The 18,570-nt window shown below is 59.0% G+C and carries 18 protein-coding genes; 4 read left to right on the forward strand and 14 right to left on the reverse strand.

Features of this window, described 5'->3' with window-relative positions:
• Nucleotides 1-24: 24 nt before the first annotated feature.
• From secE to ACR0B5_RS10060, 6 genes are all read right to left on the reverse strand, one after another.
• Nucleotides 25-222, reverse strand: coding sequence for a preprotein translocase subunit SecE (gene secE, locus ACR0B5_RS10035; RefSeq protein ID WP_050605011.1), 198 nt, complete (start codon nt 220-222; stop codon nt 25-27).
• A gap of 101 nt (nt 223-323) precedes the next feature.
• Entirely contained in the window at nt 324-482 is a 159-nt protein-coding gene (ccoS, locus tag ACR0B5_RS10040; protein WP_480540201.1) for a cbb3-type cytochrome oxidase assembly protein CcoS, read from the reverse strand.
• 5 nt (nt 483-487) lie between these two features.
• A complete protein-coding gene (locus ACR0B5_RS10045; RefSeq protein ID WP_480540202.1) occupies nt 488-2,665 on the reverse strand; it encodes a heavy metal translocating P-type ATPase in 2,178 nt (725 codons plus the stop codon).
• 4 nt (nt 2,666-2,669) lie between these two features.
• A complete protein-coding gene (locus ACR0B5_RS10050; protein ID WP_170460237.1) occupies nt 2,670-3,128 on the reverse strand; it encodes a FixH family protein in 459 nt (152 codons plus the stop codon).
• Nucleotides 3,129-3,130: 2 nt separating this feature from the next.
• The gene (gene ccoG / locus ACR0B5_RS10055) at nt 3,131-4,558 is read right to left on the reverse strand and encodes a cytochrome c oxidase accessory protein CcoG (protein ID WP_480540203.1); all 1,428 of its coding nucleotides are present in this window, start codon (nt 4,556-4,558) and stop codon (nt 3,131-3,133) included.
• 99 nt (nt 4,559-4,657) lie between these two features.
• On the reverse strand, nt 4,658-5,536 hold the full coding sequence (locus ACR0B5_RS10060) for a LysR family transcriptional regulator (RefSeq protein ID WP_480540204.1): 879 nt from the start codon (nt 5,534-5,536) through the stop codon (nt 4,658-4,660).
• A gap of 99 nt (nt 5,537-5,635) precedes the next feature.
• Here ACR0B5_RS10060 and ACR0B5_RS10065 point away from each other — a divergent pair, with 99 nt between their 5' ends.
• Nucleotides 5,636-5,794, forward strand: a complete 159-nt coding sequence (locus ACR0B5_RS10065; RefSeq protein ID WP_475220378.1) for a hypothetical protein — start codon at nt 5,636-5,638, stop codon at nt 5,792-5,794.
• A gap of 142 nt (nt 5,795-5,936) precedes the next feature.
• On the opposite strand, the gene ccoP is transcribed toward ACR0B5_RS10065, so the two are convergent.
• From ccoP to ccoN, 4 genes are read right to left on the reverse strand one after another with little or no spacing between them, the layout of a single operon-like run.
• Entirely contained in the window at nt 5,937-6,800 is an 864-nt protein-coding gene (gene ccoP / locus ACR0B5_RS10070; RefSeq protein WP_480540205.1) for a cytochrome-c oxidase, cbb3-type subunit III, read from the reverse strand.
• Nucleotides 6,797-7,003 (reverse strand): cbb3-type cytochrome c oxidase subunit 3, encoded by a 207-nt coding sequence (locus tag ACR0B5_RS10075; protein ID WP_170375409.1) that lies wholly within the window; start codon nt 7,001-7,003, stop codon nt 6,797-6,799. Before ACR0B5_RS10075 ends, ccoP begins: the two co-directional genes overlap by 4 nt.
• Nucleotides 7,004-7,014: 11 nt before the next feature.
• Nucleotides 7,015-7,743 carry a cytochrome-c oxidase, cbb3-type subunit II gene (gene ccoO, locus ACR0B5_RS10080; RefSeq protein WP_170375411.1) on the reverse strand — a complete coding sequence of 243 codons (729 nt, stop codon included), beginning with the start codon at nt 7,741-7,743 and terminating at the stop codon, nt 7,015-7,017.
• A 14-nt stretch (nt 7,744-7,757) separates the two neighbouring features.
• Nucleotides 7,758-9,365 (reverse strand): cytochrome-c oxidase, cbb3-type subunit I, encoded by a 1,608-nt coding sequence (ccoN, locus tag ACR0B5_RS10085; RefSeq protein WP_170375413.1) that lies wholly within the window; start codon nt 9,363-9,365, stop codon nt 7,758-7,760.
• Between the two features lie 193 nt (nt 9,366-9,558).
• On the opposite strand from ccoN, the gene ACR0B5_RS10090 reads away from it, so the two are divergent.
• Nucleotides 9,559-10,398: a universal stress protein gene (locus ACR0B5_RS10090; RefSeq protein WP_170690606.1), complete on the forward strand. Its 840-nt coding sequence runs from the start codon at nt 9,559-9,561 to the stop codon at nt 10,396-10,398.
• A 73-nt stretch (nt 10,399-10,471) separates the two neighbouring features.
• Here ACR0B5_RS10090 and fnrL read toward each other — a convergent pair whose 3' ends face one another.
• Nucleotides 10,472-11,215 (reverse strand): transcriptional regulator FnrL, encoded by a 744-nt coding sequence (gene fnrL / locus ACR0B5_RS10095; RefSeq protein WP_170375417.1) that lies wholly within the window; start codon nt 11,213-11,215, stop codon nt 10,472-10,474.
• Nucleotides 11,216-11,276: 61 nt separating this feature from the next.
• Here fnrL and hemN point away from each other — a divergent pair, with 61 nt between their 5' ends.
• Nucleotides 11,277-12,632 carry an oxygen-independent coproporphyrinogen III oxidase gene (hemN, locus tag ACR0B5_RS10100; RefSeq protein WP_480540206.1) on the forward strand — a complete coding sequence of 452 codons (1,356 nt, stop codon included), beginning with the start codon at nt 11,277-11,279 and terminating at the stop codon, nt 12,630-12,632.
• A 214-nt stretch (nt 12,633-12,846) separates the two neighbouring features.
• The gene (locus ACR0B5_RS10105; protein WP_480540207.1) at nt 12,847-14,775 is read left to right on the forward strand and encodes an elongation factor G; all 1,929 of its coding nucleotides are present in this window, start codon (nt 12,847-12,849) and stop codon (nt 14,773-14,775) included.
• A gap of 19 nt (nt 14,776-14,794) precedes the next feature.
• Here ACR0B5_RS10105 and ACR0B5_RS10110 read toward each other — a convergent pair whose 3' ends face one another.
• The 3 genes from ACR0B5_RS10110 to ACR0B5_RS10120 are packed head-to-tail and all read right to left on the reverse strand — an operon-like array spanning nt 14,795 to nt 18,570.
• The gene (locus ACR0B5_RS10110; protein WP_480540208.1) at nt 14,795-16,372 is read right to left on the reverse strand and encodes an ABC transporter ATP-binding protein; all 1,578 of its coding nucleotides are present in this window, start codon (nt 16,370-16,372) and stop codon (nt 14,795-14,797) included.
• Nucleotides 16,369-17,475 (reverse strand): ABC transporter permease, encoded by a 1,107-nt coding sequence (locus ACR0B5_RS10115; RefSeq protein ID WP_170375425.1) that lies wholly within the window; start codon nt 17,473-17,475, stop codon nt 16,369-16,371. The genes ACR0B5_RS10110 and ACR0B5_RS10115 overlap by 4 nt, the downstream gene beginning before the upstream one ends.
• Nucleotides 17,476-18,570 carry a microcin C ABC transporter permease YejB gene (locus ACR0B5_RS10120; RefSeq protein WP_170375427.1) on the reverse strand — a complete coding sequence of 365 codons (1,095 nt, stop codon included), beginning with the start codon at nt 18,568-18,570 and terminating at the stop codon, nt 17,476-17,478. It lies immediately after the preceding gene.

Consider the following 18,570-nt stretch of genomic DNA (forward strand, 5'->3'; position numbering starts at 1 on the left):
CGGTGTTTCCGCGCCCAAGGGCGGTTAGCTGAACGCGCCCAGGATCAGTTGCAAGCCGCCACGAATGCCCAGATCGACCAAGGCAAAGAATACAGCGGTCAAAGCAGCCATGATGAACACCATGACCGTGGTCAACAGCACCTCGCGCCGGGTCGGCCAGACGACCTTGGAAACTTCGGCTCGAACTTGCTGAATGAACTGGATCGGGTTGGTGGTGGCCATTTGGCGGGGTCTCTCTGCTAGCGGATAGGCCGGACATAGCCGGGCATTGCGGCAATTTCAAGGGCGGTTGGGATCAACTGTGATTTTGCATCCTCAGCCAGCTACTGCTTGGGTTTGTCATCCCATTCATCGCTAAGGATACGGCGCGCATCGCCCTCGGGGTCTTCGTATTGGTTCGAGCGGACCGTGTAAACAAAAGCAACCAAGCCAATTCCGCCCATAAACAGGGAAATCGGGATCAGATAGGCGAGCACTTCCATGACAGTTACCTCAGCCGCAGGGCGTTCAAAGATACGGTAATCGACGAGGTCGACATCGCCAAAGCCGCGATCAAAGGCGTGGCAAGCCCGATCACCGCCAGCGGCACCGCAATCACGTTATAGACGGTGGCAATACGGAAGTTCTCGCGAATCCGTTTCGTAGCTTTGACGGCTGTATCGCAGGCATCCGCGATGGGGGACAGGTCCGTCCCCAGAAGAACGATGTCAGACGCAACCCGCGCCGCATCCAAAGCCGAGGCAGGTGAGATGGACACATGGGCCGCTGCAAGGGCAGCCGTATCGTTCAGGCCATCGCCCACCATCAGGACCTTGTGGCCCTGTTTGCTGAGGTCCTGAATGCGCTGCGCCTTGTCCTGAGGCAGCGCTTCGGCAATCCAATTCTCGATCCCCAGCTTCTCGGCCAAAGCTTTCACGGCCCCCGTCGAATCGCCCGAAATCAGGATCACCTGCTTTCCGGTTTTAGCGAAGCCCGAGACAGCCTCGGCCGCGCCCGGTCGCAAGGCATCGGTAAACCGGAAGGCCACCGGCGTGTTCGATCCAACCGATAGCCATGCGGAGGTCTCGACCCCTTGTTCCGCACCAACCCAAGCCGCGCGTCCCAGACGCACGCGCTGGTTTCGATACAGGGCCTCCGTGCCATAGCCCGGAACCTCGGTGATGTCGCGCAGCTTGGCGGGTTTGATCCCGGCCTCACGCGCGGCTTTGGCCAAAGGGACCGACAAGGGATGTGCCGATGCCTCGGCCAGAGCCAGTGCGATTGCAAGGTCGGCAGTGGCGTGATCGCCCAGATTGGTCACCTCGGGCGCGCCGGAGGTCAGAGTGCCGGTCTTGTCGAAGACGACCGTGTCGACCTCGGCAAGTCGCTCCAGCGCGGTGGCGTGTTTGATCAGCATCCCCTTGCGGAACAACCGGCCCGAGGCCGCGGTGGTCACCGCAGGAACCGCCAGCCCCAGCGCGCAGGGGCAAGTGATGATCAGCACCGCTGCCGCGATGTTCAAAGCCGTGCGCAGGTCGCCGGAATAGATGTACCAGCCCACAAAGCTGAGCGCCGACAGGATGTGGACGCCGGGGGCATATAGCTTGGCCGCCTTGTCCGCCAGAGAGGTGTATCGAGACCGGCCGGATTCGGCGATGGCGACCAGATCGGCCATACGATGCAGGGATGTGTCTTCGCCGACCGCCTTGGCGCGGATGGTCAGAGGGCCGGTCAAGTTGACCTCGCCCGCGCTGACGATCTGGCCTGCCTCGGCAAACACCGGCAGGGTCTCACCCGTCAGCAGGGAGCGGTCCAATTCCGACCGCCCCGAGACGATCTGGCCGTCCACCGGCATCCGCCCACCTGGTCGTACAAGGATCAGGTCACCAACGGCCAAAGCAGATACGGCGACCTCTTCTTCGGTGCCGTCGATCAACCGAAGGGCACGAGGGACCTCCAGCGCTGTCAGCTCCTCAGCCGCGGACCGAGCAGCGGCGCGGGTGCGGTAGTCCAGGTACCGACCCGCCAGCAAGAAGAAGGTCAGCGTCAGGGCGGCGTCGAAATAGGCGTGTTCGCCGCTGAGTGCTGTTTCCCAAAGCGATGTCACAAGCGCCAGCAGGATCGCCAGAACGATCGGCACATCCATGTTCAGCCGACGCACACGCAAAGCGGACCATGCATTGGCAAAGAAGGGCTGGGCCGAGAAAGCAATCGCAGGCAGGGCGATCGCAGCAGAGATCCAGTGGAACATGTCCCGCGTCGCGTCCGTCGCCCCCGACCAGACCGATACCGACAGCAGCATCACGTTCATCGAGGCAAACCCGGCCACCGCCAAGCGCATCAGCAGGTCGCGCCCCGCCTTGTCCGCACTGGTGGCCGACAGGGCGCCGGCGTCCAGTTCATGCGCCTCATAACCCGCGTGCTCCAACACCGGTATCAGATCAGCAGCGCGCATTTCAGGCGCGGCTTTAATCATCGCACGTTTCAGGGTCAGGTTGACGCGCGCGTCCTCGACCCCCGGATGGGCGTTCAAAGCCCGCTCGACATTGGCGATACAAGCCGAGCAATGGATGCCGGGCAGAGACAACACGATCTGAACATCCTCAGGGATCGGCCGCGCAGCTTCCGCCGGGGCGGCGATACACCCCGGACAAGCCGCCGTACCTGAGGATAGCTGAACCGTCACCGCCCTACCCTTTCACGTACAAAGGAACCCGCTGAGCGAACTCAGCCCCCGAATGATCGCGGGCGACCAAACGGATGTTCCAGTTCCCCTTGCCCAGCGTCGCAGGCGTTGCATAGGCAAGCCCGTCAAAGGTGAAGTCGGGCGAGAAATCGTCGCGCACATGCGTGGCTCGACCCACAACAGCCTGCAATTCGGCCACTTGCACTGGCGCGCCGGTGGCGTCGGTGATGTGCAGGATCAGCAGACCGCCCGTGTTTTCTGCGCGTACTTCCCAACCCAGCGCCTGATGTTCCTTGAGGCGGTCATTGAACTCCTGACTGGCGACATAGGAGTTTTTGACCTCCAGCCCCGGGAAGGTTTTGACCGCGCTATAGGCCAGGATCAGGTTCACCGTGATGATCACACCAAAGGCACATACGAACACCGCAAGGGCGTGTTTACCGGTGAATTTCCGCTCGGACATGATCAGTTCCCTCGTCCGTTGAAGCTTGTGTCTTTATAGGCGCGTTCACCGCTGTCGAGGTCTTCGACCCAAATCCGCACGGCAGACGTATCTGTACGCGCAGGCCCCGTGTCAGGCGCCGCCGTAATGTAGACCCGCACCAGTTGCGCGGTATCAGGGGCCACAGTAACAGTTTGCCCGTCAACGCCTTCGATTTCCAGTAGCATGGCCGGATCGCCGGTCAGAGACAGATTGAACGGACGTTCTTCGCCATGTTTGTTGCGCAGGCGCACATCATAGGTGTTGCGGATCGTGCCATCCGACATCGTCACAAAGGTCGGATTGCGTACAGGCGCGACCGTCAGGTCGATATCGGACCGGATGAACAGGGCAAACAGCAGCGCGAAACCGACTAGAGACCACAAAGCAGTATACATGATCGTGCGCGGACGCAGAATGTGCTTCCAGATATTCTTAGGGGGCTGACCTGCGCGTTCATGCGCCTCATCACTCAGCGCCATATAGTCGATCAAACCCCGAGGTTTACCGATCTTGGCCATCATGTCGTCGCAGGCGTCGATGCACAGGGCGCACGTGATGCACTCCAACTGCTGACCATCACGAATGTCGATACCAACGGGGCAGACATTTACGCAGGCCATGCAGTCGATGCAATCACCCAACTCGGAATCTGCCGTGCGCTTACCTTTGCCGCGCGGCTCGCCGCGCCATTCACGGTAGCCGACGACCAGAGTATCCTCGTCCATCATCGCCGCCTGAATGCGTGGCCACGGGCAGGCATAGATGCAGATCTGTTCGCGCGCGAAGCCGCCAAACAAGAAAGTGGTGCCGGTCAGGATCAACATGGTCGTGTAGGCAACCGGGTGTGCGTTGCCGGTCACCAAATCACGTAGAAGGGTTGGCGCATCGGCAAAGTAGAAGACCCAGGCTCCGCCGGTTGCGAGGCCGATCAGGAACCATGCGGTCCATTTCGTCAAACGCAAACGGGCCTTGCGGAGGTCCATCTTCTCTTGCCGGTGCAGGCGCAAGCGGGCGTTGCGATCACCCTCGATCCAGCGTTCGACCAGAATGAACAGGTCGGTCCAGACAGTCTGCGGGCAGGCATATCCGCACCACACCCGGCCCAAGGCCGATGTGAACAGGAAAAGCCCAAGACCGGCCATGATCAGAAGGCCCGCAACAAAGTAGAATTCGTGCGGCCAGATCTCGATCCAGAAGAAATAGAAGCGGCGGTTGGCCAGGTCCAGCAACACAGCCTGATCCGGCAGGCTGGGCCCTCGGTCCCATCTGATCCATGGGGTGACGTAGTAGATCCCCAAGGTCACAATCAGGATAATCCATTTCAGGTTCCGGAAAGGACCTGAGACACGCCGAGGAAAGATAGGTTCTCGGGCGGCATACAAGCTGGGGGCGGGATCGGAATCGCTCACTGGCTGGCTCCAAGGATGGGTCTTATGGAAGTGTGTTCTTCCAGATCATGGACGCGCAAACATTGACATGGGTCAAAACGCGCATCGGACAATCATCTTTTACCGCGCGTCACCCGCCTGCCGCCTCAGCCAGCTGACAAAGGTCTTTACCGCCGGTCTAAGAGGCGTTTTGGCCGTCAAAACGTGGTATCCGCTGCTTTCCGGCTCAGTATGGAGCTCGACAAGGCGGCCCGCCTTGATGTCCTGCTCGACGAAATGTCGCACCGTAGCTGTGACACCCTGCCCTGCCCGCAGCCCTTCAAGCAGCAAGGTCCCCGGCAGCGAGATGCGCCTCCCCTGAGGCGGATGATCCACCCCGCGTCTGGCCAGCCAGGTCGAGGCCTCGGTGGTGCCAAACTCTTCCAGCCAAGGCAGCTGGCTCAACTCCTCCGGCGTCCAACCCAATCGACCGCCCAGCAGGCTGGGGGCCGCAACGACAACAAAAGGGGTTTCAAGCAGCATTTCGCAATCCACACCGAGCCACCCTCCGGAGCCGTATCTGATCGCAACATCGACGCCGCCCGGCGTCAATTCCACCAGATGCGGAGAAGGGTCGATCGTCAGGCTGATTTCAGGGTATTTGGCCTGAAATTCCGGCAGTCGCGGCATCAACCACGAGGCGGCGAAGGTTGGTGTCAGCGACACGTGAACCGGACGGGCGCCACCCGCGCTCATCACCTCTTCCACGGCAGCGCCGATTGAGCCGAACCCAAGCTGCACGGCACGGGCCAGATGCGCGCCTTCGGGTGACAGGGAAAGCGACTTTCCATCGCGCCGGACCAGAGCCACACCCATGTGCTTCTCCAGCACGCGCAACTGCTGGCTTATGGCAGCATGGCTCACATTCAGCGCCGCTCCGGCCTGCACCACACCACCCTTCTCAGCAAAAGCCGAAAAAGCGCGAAGGGACGAGAGAGGAGGCAGTTTCAACCAGTTCATATGTAATCCCAGCTTACATATAGAAATAGCAATTGGCTCGCATCCTGTACAGGGAAACATCATCCTAGGCGCATACAGAAAACGCGAAAGGAAAGCCCCATGCTGAGTGTTTTTGCGAAATCGTTCATGACCGCGACACGGATCAACGAGCCCCATCTCAGGGACGCACCAAAACTAGCCCGCAACAAAGCGCGCTGGTTGCCCGAGCATCATTGGTGGAGGAAACACCCGCGCACGGTCGATCTTGAAGACCTTTGAAACGCGGTCTGTTCTGGATTGGCCAATGGCCCTATGATGGTTTTGGAAATAGGCACCGGCTGTTCAGGAAACGCGCGAACAGATGGAACAGCCGGTGCCGGGACCTAGGGGCGGCAAGCCGCCCCAAGGTATTCTTTTAGCCTTACTGACCGCCACCCAGTTGGTGGACATAGGCGGTCACGGCGCGGATCTGCGCCTCGGTCAGGCGGGTATCCCACGGGGGCATCACGCCAAAACGGCTGTAGGTCACCGTTTCAGTCAGGGCCTCTTCGCTGCCGCCATAGAGCCAGATAGCATCCGTCAGGTTCGGCGCGCCTTGGAAGACGTCGCCTTTGCCATCCTCGCCGTGGCAGGCGGCACAATTGTCTTCAAAGACAACCTTACCTGCCTGCGCGGCCGCATCGTCGGTCTGCGCATTGGTCAGCGACATCACGTACTGAACCACCTGGGTGATCTCTTCCCGTTCGAGGATCTCGCCGAAGGCCGGCATCTCGGAATAGCGCGCATCATCGCTTTCCTCGTTCCGGATCCCATAGCTGACGGTGAAATGGATATCCTCCATCGTGCCGCCCCACAGCCATGCGTCGTCCAGCAAGTTCGGGAAGCCCGCCGCGCCTTGTGCGCCCGAGCCGTGACACTGCGCACACCAGGTGCGGAACACGGAGCTGCCTGCGTTGACGGCATATTGCTGCAACTCAGGATCAGCGGAGATCTCCTCCAGCGGGGTGTCCACCAGTTTGGCATTCCACGGGGCGTTGGCCTCTTCGAACGAGACCAGCTCTTGCTGGACTTCGGCCCGAGATGACCAACCCATGACGCCTGCCGTTGCCGACTGAACCAGTGGCCATGCGGGATACATGATCGTGTAAATCACACCCCAGAAGATCGTGGCGTAGAAGGTCCACAGCCACCAGCGGGGCATCGGGTTGTCAAATTCTTCGATGCCGTCCCAGCTGTGACCGGTTGTATTCGGGTCACCCGGCTGTTTTTCAGGTGTCTTAGTCATTTCCGCGCCTCCTCAGATGTGGCGGGTTGGTCTTGCTGTGGTGCGGGTGCATCAACGTGCCGGAAAGGGATGTTGGCGGTGTCGCTATATTCCTTGCTGGCGCCTGGGCGGAACACCCAGACAATAATGCCAACAAAGAAGGCGAACAGCAGAAGCAACATCCAGCTATCTGCGAACTGCCTCAGGAGCGTATATTCTTCCATTGCACCCTCCCTCAGCGGTTAGCGTCAGGCGTGAAGGTCGAGAAGTCGACCAGCGTGCCCAGCATCTGCAGATAGGCGATCAGCGCGTCAGCCTCGGTCAGGTCAGATTGACCATCGAAGTTGCGCACGTTGACCTTGTCACCGTAGCGCTCCAGCAGCCCGTCATAGTCACTGTCGGGATCGGCCTGAGCGCGGAAGTCGGCTTGCGCGTTCTCCAGCATCTCGTCGGTGTAGGGTGTACCGACTACCGCGTTTGCTGCCATGATATCGCCGATATACTTGCCGTCGATCTTGCGGTTTTCGAGGAAGCCATATTTCGGCATCACCGATTCCGGTACCACCGATTGCGCATCGCGCAGGTGGCGTACATGCCAATCGTCCGAGTAACGACCGCCGACACGTGCCAGATCAGGCCCGGTCCGCTTGGACCCCCACTGGAACGGGTGGTCATACATCGACTCGGCCGCCAGCGAGTAATGGCCATAGCGTTCTACCTCGTCCCGCATGGGGCGGATCATCTGGCTGTGGCAGACATAGCAGCCTTCGCGGATGTAGATCTCACGGCCCGCCATCTCGAGAGGAGTGTAGGGGCGCATGCCCTCCACCTTCTCGATGGTGTTCTCAAGATAGAACAGCGGGGTGATCTGAACGATGCCACCGATGGTCACGACCAGAAAGCTGAAGATCAGCAAAAGGGTCGCGTTGGTCTCAAGCACTTTGTGTTTGTCAAGAATTGCCATTGCTCCGGCCTCCTTTATTCAGCCGGGACTGCGACGGTCAGGCTGGCCTCTTTGGCCGGTGCCTTACGCACAGTCATCCACAGGTTGTAGCACATGATCACTGAGCCAGCGAGGAACAGAACCCCACCCAGACCGCGGACCACATACATCGGGAACTTGGCGGCAACGGTGTCAGCGAACGAGTTCACCAGGAAGCCGTTGGCATCCACTTCGCGCCACATCAGGCCTTCCATGATACCAGTGACCCACATCGACGCGGCATAGAGAACGATGCCAATCGTGGCGAGCCAGAAGTGCCAGCTGACCATCTGCAAGGAGTACAGACGCTCACGCTTCCACAGGACAGGCACCAGATAGTACAGCGCACCAAAGGTGATCATGCCGTTCCAGCCCAGCGCGCCCGAATGTACGTGACCAATGGTCCAGTCGGTGTAATGGCTGAGCGAGTTCACCGCACGGATCGACATCATCGGACCCTCAAAGGTGGACATGCCATAGAAGCCAACCGAGATGACCATCATACGGATGATCGGGTCGGTGCGCAGCTTATCCCATGCGCCCGACAAGGTCATCAGACCGTTGATCATACCACCCCAGGACGGCATCCACAGTACGATCGAGAACACCATGCCCAGCGTCGAGGCCCAATCCGGCAACGCAGTATAGTGCAGGTGGTGCGGACCGGCCCAGATATACAGGAAGATCAGTGCCCAGAAGTGGATGATCGATAGCTTGTAGGAGAATACTGGACGTTCGGCCTGTTTCGGGATGAAGTAGTACATCATGCCCAGGAAGCCCGCAGTCAGGAAGAAGCCCACAGCGTTGTGGCCATACCACCACTGGATCATAGCATCCTGTACGCCCGACCAGACGATAACCGATTTCGAACCCCAGATACTGACCGGGATGGTCATGTTGTTGACCAAGTGCAGCATCGCAACGGTCACGATAAAGGCCAGGTAGAACCAGTTGGCCACATAGATATGCGGCTCTTTCCGTTTGATGATCGTACCCAGATAGACAGCCAGATAGGCGACCCAGACGATGGTCAGCCACAGGTCCACATACCATTCAGGCTCGGCATATTCCTTGGACTGCGTGCCACCCAGAACATATCCGGTCGCTGCCAGAACGATGAACAGCTGATAGCCCCAGAACACGAACCAGGCCAGGTTTCCGCCCCAAAGGCGCGCCGCGCTGGTGCGTTGGACCACGTAGAACGAGGTCGCGATCAGAGCGTTACCGCCAAAGGCAAAAATCACCGCAGAGGTGTGCAGCGGACGCAACCGCCCAAAGTTCAGATAGCCTTGCGCCCATTCGAAGTTGAGCGTCGGAAATGCCAGCTGGAACGCAATAAAAGTTCCCGCCAGGAACCCGACCACGCCCCAGAAGGCAGTTGCGATCACGCCGTAGCGGATCACGCCGTCCATGTACTCGCCGGAGCGATCGACAAGAATATCTGGCTCATCCGTGTTTCGAAGCGTCCAGATGAACAGACCACCGGCGATGATCATCACCAGTATCGCATGCACCTGATACGCCAAATCGCGTGCATAATTGGACCCGATCGCGGCAAACAGCACGACCAGACCAAGCACGATCAGCTTGATGTAATTCGACATATTGCGTCCCTTTACCCTGCCCTGCGCGATTTACGTGCCGCACAGAACCTTTTTGACTGTCCACCGTAATGTAGAAGAACACCCTCTGCCGCTTTGATCTGAGTCAAGACAATCCGTTGTTTTCTGTGACACCCATAGTCAAGTGGAGGGGCGCTGGTCGCATTGGATCGGCTGCTCGAAAGACGAGGTCGATATGGCTTACAAATCAATTCTCACAATCATGACGGAAACTACGAATGCGCAGGCAGCGTTGTCTCAGGCAGCGGCATTGGCCGAAGCGCAGGATGGTCATGCCGAGGCCCTGTGCCTGGGCGTAGATCGCAGTCAGACAGGGTATTACTACGCCGGGGCGAACGCACTTATCCTTCAGGAAACCCTCAGCCGGGCCAATGCCGAGGCCGATGAACTGCTAAGCTATGCCGAGGATTTTCTGGGAAAAACCGGTGTGCGGTGGTCGGCCGAAAACGGAGTCGCCCAGATAGCGGACATTGGACGCCACGTTGCCCATCGGGCACGGTTCTCGGATTTGGTTGTCCTACCGCACCCCTATGGCGAAGGGCGCGGTGCCGAAGCGGAACCGATTGTCGAAGCCGCCATGTTCGAAGGTCACGCTCCGGTCATGGTCGTCCCGAACGCGGGGCAACCTGTTTCGAAGCCTAAAAACATCATGATCGCGTGGAACGAAAGCGTCGAGGCTATGCGCGCGGTGCGCTGCGCCCTGCCATTTCTGAAAGATGCCGATCTGGCACGTATCGTGGTGATCGACCCGCCACGGCATGGGCCCGACCGCTCTGACCCAGGTGGCATGCTGTCCCAGATGCTCGCGCGGCACGGTGTCCGGTGCGATATCGAAGTCCTCAGCAAAACCATGACGCGGGTGTCTGACATTCTGAACCGCCACGCTACGGATACGGAATCAGATATGATTGTCATGGGCGCCTACGGCCATTCCCGCTTTCGCGAAGCGATCCTTGGCGGTGCTACGCGCAACATGCTGGAACAATCCGCTGTACCGGTCTTCATGGCACACTGATCGCGTCCTGAACCAAAAAAAGCCGCCCTGCCGGGCGGCTCGATCGCTTTGGTATGTGACTGGCGGGTGGCGTCTAAACCAAGAAACCTCCGTCCGAGTCATCTCCGGCCTCTTCCATAAGGCGACCCAGATCGGGGATGGTCACGTGGCGTTTGCCTTCCAACACGATAACCCCGTCCTTTTTCAAGGCCGATATCTGTCGGCTCACCGTTTCAAGCGTCAGACCGAGGTAGTCCGCCATCGCCTCACGCGTCAGCGGCAAGTCGAATACGAGTGGGCCTGACAGCCCTTTCTGCGTGATCGAGGCATCCCGGCGCGCGATGATAGAAAGCAGGCTGGCGATCTTCTCCCGCGCCGTCTTGCGACCCAGAACAAGCATCCATTCCCGCGCTGCGTCCAACTCGTCCAGAGTCATCTGCAAAAGCCGATGCGCGATATGAGGGGTCTCACTCAACAACCCTTCGAACGGCTTCTTGCGAAAGCAGCACATCACCACATCCGTGGTGGCCTGAACGTCATATGGCGCAGAATCACGCCCCGGACGCCCAACGAAATCACTGGGCAGCAACAGACCCACCATCTGGGTCCGCCCGTCCTCCATCGTCTGGGTTAGGGACGCGATACCCGACACGACCGAGCCGACAAAGTTCATCTGATCGCCGGACCAGATGATCGTCTGACCCGCTTCGAAACTTCGATAATATTTAATCTCTTCAAGGGACTGCAGCTCGTCCGCATCGCACCGGGCGCAGACGGCCCGATGACGAATCGGGCATTCGTCACAGTTGGAATGATCAAACTTTATCTCTACTGACATTCGCTTTCCTACTTGATCTCTATCAAAGCAACCAAGACTTGGGTCCCTTAAAGGTATCTCCATGATAGATAAATCACAATTGGCAAGGCTTGGACTTTTTGACGCGAAGGTGCCTCGCTACACCAGCTACCCGACCGCCCCCCATTTCAGCAATGACGTGGGGGCTGATCTATTTGGTGACTGGATCGCCCGGATTAAACCCGGCAGCGCCATTTCGCTTTATGTCCATGTCCCCTTCTGTCGGCGTCTATGCTGGTTCTGCGCCTGCCGCACGCAAGGCACGCAAACCGACAGCCCCGTGGTCGCCTATGTCGACGTGCTGAAGGCTGAGCTGGACCTATTGGCCGCGCGCCTGCCCGAGGGGGTGGTTCTATCCCGCCTGCATTGGGGCGGCGGCACCCCAACCCTGCTGAATGCCGACCTGATGCGCGATCTGGCGCGCTACATTCTGGATATCGTGCCGCTAGGACCGGATGCCGAGTTCTCGGTCGAGATTGACCCGAATGAGATTGACGAAGCGCGTCTGGATGTCCTCGCAGACGCGGGCATGAACCGCGCCTCGATCGGAGTGCAAGACTTCGATGATGAGATCCAGAAAACCATCGGGCGCATCCAAAGCTACGATACCACGCGGGATGCGGTGGATATGATCCGCGCGCGCGGGATCACCAGCCTGAATGCCGATATCCTGTTTGGCCTGCCGCATCAGACCAAGGCGCGGATGACTGAAAGCGTGCAGAAGCTTTTGTCGCTCAGCCCGGATCGCGTCGCGCTATACGGCTATGCCCATGTGCCGTGGATGGCGAAACGGCAGCAACTGATCCCGTCCGAGGCTCTGCCAACGCCCGAGCAGCGTCTGGATCTTTTCGACACCGCCCGCCGCCTGTTCATGTGGGACAACTACGCCGAGATCGGAATCGACCACTTCGCAACGCAAGAAGACGGGCTGACCAAAGCATTGAAAGCGGGCCAACTAAAACGCAACTTCCAGGGCTATACCGATGATCAGGCCGAAGTTCTGATCGGCATCGGTGCAAGCTCGATATCGCGCTTTCCTCAGGGCTACGCGCAGAACAACCCCGCGACCTCGGCCCATACCAAGGCAATTCGCGACGGTCAGTTCTCGACCTCGCGTGGGCATGCGTTCAAGGGACAGGACGTGCTGCGTGCCCGCTTAATCGAAGCGTTGATGTGCGATTTTCGGGTCGACTCGGCCGAGATCCTGCGCGGTTATGATGTATCCAGCGCCGAGCTGAACAAGATGTACGCCGAGGTGAACGCGAGATTCGACGGTCTTTTGCGTGTCACCGAAGACGGGCTGTTCATCCCGCCCGAGGCGCGTGCCCTGACCCGAATGATCGCACGTAGCTTCGATGCCTATGACCTGAGCAAAGCCGGACATAGCTCTGCGATCTGACCTTGGGTTTCAGGGTCGGGTTTCGGCACCTCCAAGCCGATCCCGAACTGGGGCTTGACGCAAGGCTGGTGTTTTCTCCACACTCGGGGCGTGGGTCTTCGATCAGATCCACAGCCCGAGGCAGGCAAATCCGCAGACAAACCATGCCAACGCATTTGCGCAAGGCAGCCCCTTTCGTGCAGCCACTCTGCAACCTGAAAGAGGGACAGCACATATGCGCGTTTTTACCGTCCTAGGCCCCAGTCAATCGGGCAAATCCACTCTGGTCGAGGCCATCAGCCGCCTCGACGGGCGCCCGACAACATTCGACATCTCCGGAACCGTGCATTTGCACGGTTTTTCTTTTTTGGACGAACCGTGGTGCGCGGTTGACGTGGATGGCGGCGGCGATGCGCTGGCCTATGTGGGACCAGCCATGGCGATCTCGGATGCCGCCGTGGTCGTCGTCCCGCCAGACCCCGATGCCGCCGTGCTATGCGCGCCATACCTGCGGCTGGTGGAAGAGGCAGGCATTCCCTGCTTCCTGTTCATCAACCGAATGGACAACCCCAATGGCCGTATCCGCGACATCATCGCGGCCCTGCAGACCTATTGCACGCATCACATCGCGTTGCGGCAGATCCCGATCCGCGACGGCGATACAATCATAGGCGCGGTTGATCTGATCTCGGAACGCGCTTGGAAGTATCAGGAGGGCCAGCCCTCGGCCTTGATCGAAGTGCCTCAATCCGTCGAGGACCGTGAGCAGGAAGCCCGCACTGAATTGCTGGAAACGCTTTCGGATTTCGATGACCATCTGCTGGAGCAGCTTATAGAAGACAAGCAGCCCCCCAGCGCCGAGGTTTATGATCTGGCTGCTCAGGTCCTGCAAAATCACCAATTGATTCCGGCCTGCCTTGGGGCCGCGCAACATGGCAATGGACTCACCCGCTTGATGAAAGCCTTGCGGCACGAAGCGCCCGAGTTCGATATCGCCGCTGGGCGGGATGAGGCCGCCGACAATGCGCGGGCAATTGCGGGCTTTGCCGATGTGAAGAAACATATCGGCAAGATCACCGTGCTGCGTGGGTTAGGCGATGGCGTCAAAGCGCATGAGGCTTTGGGAGGCGAAACAGTTGGCAATTTGACAAGCCTGGACGCCAAAACACAGATCGGCGCGTTGGAGGCCGGGCAAATCGGTCTTGCGGTCAAATCTGATCACCTGAACCCCGGATACATCTATGACAGCCGGTCGGCCACGCCGCTTCCGGACTGGGCGTCTTCGCATCCGGTTGCGCACCGGCAGGTCGTCTCACCCGCGCATGAGCGCGACGACGTGCGCTTGTCAAATGCCCTGAGCCGCTTAGTTGAGATCGACCCAGGGCTGCATATGGAACAAGACGAGCTAAGCGGTCATTCCGTACTGGGTTCGCAGGGTCCGCAGCATATGCGGCGGGTGACGGCAAAACTGTTGGAGGATTTCGGGATCGAAATCGAAACCGACGCCGTGGAAACCGCCTATCGCGAAACCATCCGTACGCTGGTCGAACATCGCCACCGTCATCGCAAGCAATCGGGCGGCGCCGGACAATTCGCCGACGTTGTGATCTCGGTCGCGCCTCTACCCCGTGGCTCGGGCTTTCAATTCGAAGAGGTTGTGAAGGGCGGTGCGGTGCCGAAGAACTACATCCCATCCGTGGAGCACGGGGCCAAAGACGCTTTGGTACAAGGCCCCGAAGGCTTCCCGGTCGTGGATGTCAAAATCACCCTCAGCGACGGCAAACACCACAATGTCGATAGTTCGGACTACGCGTTCCGGACGGCGGGCAAGAACGCAGTGCGTGAGGCACTGCCGCAGGCCAAGCCCGTGGTACTGCAGCCGATTCTCACGGCCGAGATTCATCTGCCGTCAGATTTCGTCGGAGATCTGGTTCCCACGATCAGTTCGCTTCAAGGGCAGGTTTTGGGGTTTGAGGGCAATCCGGATGCCTCAGGTTGGGAAATCTTCAACGCCCAACTGCCCGCTGTCGCGCAAGATGAGTTGCACCGAACCCTCGCCAGTGCCACGCGGGGAACGGGGTGGGTCAATCTGAGCTTCGATCACTATGAAGAGTTGCGCGGACCTGTCCCAAAACCCGCCGATCGCGAGAAAGCTAGCGCTTGAGGGAAACGCGAGGCGGGCCTTAGCCCGCCGCCGCAATCAGTTCACGGGTGTAATCTGTTTGCGCATTTTCAAACAGATCCTCGGATGCGCCCATCTCTATCACGTCGCCGTTGCGCATGACGATGACCTTGTGGGACATCGCCCGCACAACTTTCAGGTCGTGGCTGATGAACAGATACGCAAGCCCGTATTTCCGCTGCAGATCGCGCAGGAGATCAACGATCTGAACCTGCACCGTCATGTCCAACGCGCTTGTCGGTTCATCCAGAACCAGTAGTTTCGGGCGCAGCACCATGGCCCGCGCAATCGCAATCCGCTGACGCTGTCCGCCCGAAAACTCATGCGGGTAGCGGTCCATTGAGGCCGGGTCCAAGCCCACCTCCGTCATCACCTCGGCCACCAGCTCGCGCGGGGCGCGATGCGGGTCGACGTTGTGAATAGAGAGTCCCTCGGAGATGATCTGCTGGCATGTCATACGTGGGCTCAGGCTGCCGAACGGGTCCTGAAACACGATCTGCATGTCCTTGCGCAGGCGCCGCAGCTCTCGCGTGGACCAGCGGCGCACATCCTGATCGCGGAAGGTGATCCCACCCTCGGACGCGATCAAGCGCATGATGGCCAGCGCCATCGTCGTCTTGCCCGAGCCACTTTCGCCGACAATGCCAAGGGTTTCCCCGGCCCGAACGCTGAACGTTGCATCGTTGACGGCTTTCACATAGCCGACCGTGCGTTTCAGAAAACCGCGCTGGATCGGGAACCAGACCTTCAGGTGGTCGGTCCGGGCGACCTCTTCCGCGTCCGCGGCGACGGGGTCGGGATGTCCCGAAGGCTCGGCCTCCAGCAATTTACGCGTATAGGGATGCTGAGGGTTGGCGAAAATCTCGGCCGTGATTCCAGTTTCTACAATCTCACCGTCTTTCATCACACAGACCCGATCGGCGATCCGACGCACAATCCCAAGGTCATGGGTAATGAACAGCATCCCCATGTTCTCGGATTTCTGCAGCTCAGCCAGCAGTTCGAGGATCTGCGCCTGAATGGTCACATCTAGGGCGGTCGTCGGTTCATCCGCAATCAGAACATCCGGTTTGTTCGCCAACGCCATTGCGATCATCACACGCTGCCGCTGCCCGCCCGACAGCTGGTGCGGATAGCTGTCCAGGCGATCCTCAGGGTCGCGAATGCCAACCTTGTTCAGCAACTCCAAAATTCTGTCGCGCGCGGCATCCCCGGCCAAGCCCTGATGCAGAGCCAGCGATTCCGCCATCTGTTTCTGGATCGTGTGCAGCGGGTTGAGAGAGGTCATCGGCTCCTGAAAGATGAAGCTGATATCGTTGCCGCGCACCTCCATCAGCTTATCTTCCGACGCGCCGATCATCTCGACCCCGTCATATTTGACGGAACCTTCGACCATGGCGCTGTCGCCCAGCAGCGACACTGTCGACAATGCCGTCACAGACTTGCCCGAACCGGACTCACCCACCAGCGCAACTGTCTCCCCCCGATCCACGGTGAAGGAGACGCCTTTAACCGCAGCCGATACCTCTCCGTCCTGGCGGAACGAGACCTTGAGGTTGTTTACATCCAAAAGGCTCATGAGAAGGTCTTTCTGGGATCAAACGCATCGCGGACGCCTTCGAAAATGAAGACCAGCAGCGACAGCATGATGGCGAAGGTGAAAAAGGCGGTGAAGGCCAACCAAGGGGCCTGAAGGTTCTGTTTGGCCTGCAAGGTCAGTTCCCCTAGCGACGGGGCCGAGGATGGCAAGCCGAAGCCAAGAAAATCCAAAGAGGCCAGCCCGCCAATCGTGCCAGTCACGATGAAGGGCATGAAGGTCAGCGTCGCAACCATCGCATTGGGCAGCATGTGGCGGAACATGATCGTCATGTTACCCACGCCCAGCGCCCGCGCGGCACGGACATATTCCAAATTGCGCGCCCGCAGGAACTCGGCCCTCACAACGCTGACCAATCCGGTCCAGCTGAACAGGATCATCAGGATCACCAGAAGCCAGAAACTTCGGCCCAGAATGGCGAACATGATGATGATGACGTAAAGAGACGGGGTCGCGGACCATATCTCGATGACCCGCTGAAAAATCAGGTCGAGCCAGCCACCAAAGAAGCCTTGAATGGCCCCAGCGAAAATACCGATTAGGCTGGCCACGCCTGTCACCATCAAAGTGAACAGGATCGACAGGCGAAAGCCGTAAATCACCCGCGCCAGCACGTCCCGTTTGGTATCATCCGTTCCCAGCAGGTTCTGACCATTCGGCGGCAAGGGGGCTGCACCGGGGCGATCAACGCTGGTGTTGTAGGAATAGGGGATCAGCGGCCAGATGGCCCAACCTCGCTCGAACCCTTCGGCTTGAAATGTCCCCGCCTCGATCTGCTCGACGATACCTTCGGGGTCGTCGAAACAGTCCTCAAGCCCGCCACTGTCGATCAGGCAGCGGACCTCGGGGTCGCGATAGATCGCCTCGGTCTGGAAATCGCCGCCAAATTCAGTTTCGGGATAGAAGTTAAAAATCGGCGTGTAGAATTGACCACGGTATTGCACTAGGATCGGTTTATCATTGGCAATGAACTCGGCGAATAGGGACAGGCCGAACAGCACCGAGAAGATGATCAGCGACCAGAAAGCCCGGCCATTGCGTCGGAAATTGCGCCAACGCCGTTGATTGAGAGGGGAAAGCGCCATTTACCCCTCCCTCTTCTCAAAATCGATGCGTGGGTCGACCAGCACATACATCAGGTCGCTGATGATACCTACAACCAGCCCCATCAGACCAAAGATGAACAGAGTGCCAAAGATCACCGGATAGTCCCGCGCCACGGCGGCCTCGAACCCGAGGCGACCCAGACCATCCAGAGAGAAGATCGTCTCGATAATAATTGACCCGCCGAAGAAGACACCGATGAAAACTGCCGGAAAGCCCGCAATCACGATCAGCATAGCGTTGCGGAAGACGTGACCATAGAGGACCCTACGTTCCCCCAATCCCTTGGCACGGGCAGTCATGACATATTGCTTCTTGATCTCATCCAGAAACGAGTTCTTGGTCAGCAGCGTCAGCGTCGCAAAGGCCGAAATGGTCAAGGCAATGATCGGCAGCGCGATATGCCAGAAATAGTCGGCGATCTTGCCCAAAAGGCTGAGGCTGTCCCAATTGTCCGAGGTCAGCCCTCGCAGCGGGAAGATCTGCCAGTAGGATCCACCGGCAAACAGCACCAGCAGCAGGATGGCAAATAGGAAACCGGGGATCGCGTAGGCCACGATAATAGCGCCGCTCGTCACCGTATCGAACCGCGACCCGTCCTTTACGGCTTTGCGGATGCCCAACGGGATAGAGACCAGATAGGCGATCAAGGTCGACCACAGACCAAGCGAGATGGACACAGGCATCTTTTCCAACACCAAATCAATCACGCTGATCGACCGGAAATAGCTCTCGCCAAAATCGAGCGTTAGGTAGTTGCCCATCATTCCAAGAAAACGCTCAAGCGGCGGCTTGTCGAAACCAAATTCCTTTTCCAATTCGGCAATGAACTCCGGAGGTAGGCCGCGCGCACCCACATATTTGTCGTCGAATACACCGCCTGCAGGCTCGGACCCTGCACCGGCGTCTCCGCCCCCAGCGAAGCCCGCGAAGACATCGCCCTGTCCTTCGATCTGAGCGATGATTTGTTCAACGGGTCCACCCGGAACAAACTGCACAAGCGTGAAGTTGACGACCATTATGCCCAGCAAGGTCGGAATGACCAAAAGCAGGCGTCTTAGAATATAGGCGCCCAT

The sequence above is a fragment of the Ruegeria sp. AG1 genome (assembly GCF_056541705.1).